The sequence below is a fragment of the Saccharomonospora halophila 8 genome, from assembly GCF_000383775.1.
Classification (GTDB): Bacteria; Actinomycetota; Actinomycetes; order Mycobacteriales; family Pseudonocardiaceae; genus Saccharomonospora; species Saccharomonospora halophila.
In genome coordinates this window covers 1-2237 of record NZ_KB912477.1, presented here as the reverse complement: position 1 = coordinate 2237, position 2237 = coordinate 1, and the positions used below count along the sequence as shown (strand labels likewise).

2 protein-coding genes are annotated in these 2237 nt (G+C 72.3%); both read left to right on the top strand.

Annotated features, from left to right (window positions below; all coding sequences use genetic code 11):
- Positions 1-726, top strand: a 726-nt coding sequence (locus SACHA_RS0100405; RefSeq protein WP_019806290.1) for a cell division protein FtsQ/DivIB, incomplete at its 5' end; no start/stop codon positions are given.
- Positions 727-953: 227 nt separating this feature from the next.
- Positions 954-2237: cell division protein FtsZ (ftsZ, locus tag SACHA_RS19530; RefSeq protein ID WP_019806289.1), on the top strand; the 1284-nt coding region annotated here is incomplete at its 3' end.

The following is a 2237-nucleotide window of genomic DNA, read 5'->3' as shown; positions in this document are numbered from 1 at the left end:
CCGGCGGCCGTGTCCCGGCGGCGTTCCCCCGCCGGGGCACGCGGGCGGGGCCTGTCCGGACCGCAGGTCGCGATGCGACGCAGGGTGGCCGTGCTCAGCGTGCTGACCGTGGTCGGGCTGGGATACGTCCTGCTGTTCACCCCGACGCTGGGGGTGCGCTCGGTCGAGGTCGTGGGGGTGTCCGGGGCGGTGGCGGACGACGTCCGCAGCGCGGCGGACGTGTCGCGGGAGCGGCCGATGCTGCGGGTGGACACGGACGAGGTGGCCGGGCGGGTCGCCGCACTGCCGGAGGTCGCCGATGTGGCGGTTACACGGTCGTGGCCGTCGACCCTCACGGTGACCGTCCGGGAGCGGGTGGCCGTCGCGTACCACGTGGACGGGGTCACGGTGTCGCTGGTCGACACCGCGGCGACCCTGTTCAAGCGGGTCGACGAGGTACCCGGAGGGCTGCCCCGGTTCGAGATCGCGGACCCGTCCCCGGACGACCCGGCGAGCCGGGCGGCGGCGACGGTGCTGGCGTCCCTGCCGCCGGAGCTGTCCGGGCGGGTCACCGCCGTCCGGGCCGCCACCCCCGGGGACGTCCGGTTCGACCTCGCGGACGGGTCGACGGTGCGGTGGGGGGACGCCGAACAGAACGGGATCAAGGCACGGGTGCTGTCGGTCCTGCTGACCAGGGACGGCTCGGTCTACGACGTCGCCAGCCCCGAACTGCCCACCGTGTCCTGACCGTGTCCTGCCCGGGTCCGACGGCACGGGTGGTCTGAAACACCTCGGCGACACGCCGGGTTGCTGCTGGATTCCACGCTGTTCGATGCTTACCGTCCACCAGCAACGTCGGTAGTTGACACAACTCTGAAGCTCGGGTTGAGGTTGAGGGTTCGCGGGAGCCGACCGGCCCGCCGACATCCGGCGCCGACGCACGAGAGCACCACCACGATCAGGAAGGCACCCCGATGACGCCCCCGCACAATTACCTCGCGGTGATCAAGGTCGTCGGTATCGGCGGCGGCGGCGTGAACGCCGTGAACCGCATGATCGAGGTCGGCCTGAAAGGCGTGGAGTTCATCGCGGTGAACACCGACGCGCAGGCCCTGTTGATGTCCGACGCCGACGTCAAGCTCGACATCGGGCGCGAACTGACGCGCGGGCTCGGTGCGGGCGCCTCCCCCGAGGTCGGGCAGAAGGCCGCCGAGGACCACCGCGAGGAGATCGAGGAGGTTCTCAAGGGCGCCGACATGGTCTTCGTCACGGCGGGTGAGGGAGGTGGCACCGGTACGGGGGGTGCCCCGGTCGTCGGGCAGATCGCGCGCAAGCTCGGCGCACTGACGATCGGCGTGGTCACCCGTCCGTTCTCGTTCGAGGGCAAGCGCCGCGCCCGGCAGGCCGAGGACGGCATCCAGGCCCTGCGCAACGAGTGCGACACCCTCATCGTCATCCCCAACGACCGGCTGCTGCAGCTCGGCGACATCGGCGTCTCCCTGATGGACGCCTTCCGCTCCGCCGACGAGGTCCTGCTCTCCGGCGTCCAGGGCATCACCGATCTGATCACCACCCCGGGCCTGATCAACCTCGACTTCGCCGACGTCAAGAGCGTGATGTCCGGGGCGGGCAGCGCCCTGATGGGAATCGGATCCGCCCGCGGGGAGGGCCGGGCCGTGCAGGCCGCGGAGAAGGCGATCAATTCGCCACTGCTGGAGGCCTCCATGGACGGCGCGCACGGCGCGCTGCTGTCCATCGCGGGCGGGTCCGACCTCGGCCTCTTCGAGATCAACGAAGCGGCGTCGCTGGTGCAGGAGTCCGCGCACCCCGAGGCGAACATCATCTTCGGCACGATCATCGACGACTCGCTCGGCGACGAGGTCCGGGTCACGGTGATCGCCGCCGGTTTCGACGCCGGCGCACCCACCCACAAGAAGCTGGACCCCGGAACGTTCACCGCACGGGGGGGCGTCGCCGGGGAGGAGGCACCGCCGGGCGTGCAGGCCCCGGGGTCGGACGGCGTGCCCGTCGGGACCGGTCGGGGCGAGACCGGGGGCGGACAGCCGGACACCGATCCGACCAACCCCACACCACCGGTGCGCAGGCCGCAGCCGTCCGCGACCGGTGAGGGCACGCAGTCCGGCTCGCTGCCGTCCCCGCAGGGGGACGACCGCGGCGGCCACCAGGGCGGCGGTTATCAGGGTGGTCAGCAGGGCGGCCACCAGGGCGGGAGCCAGCAGGGCGCCGCCTCCGCGAGG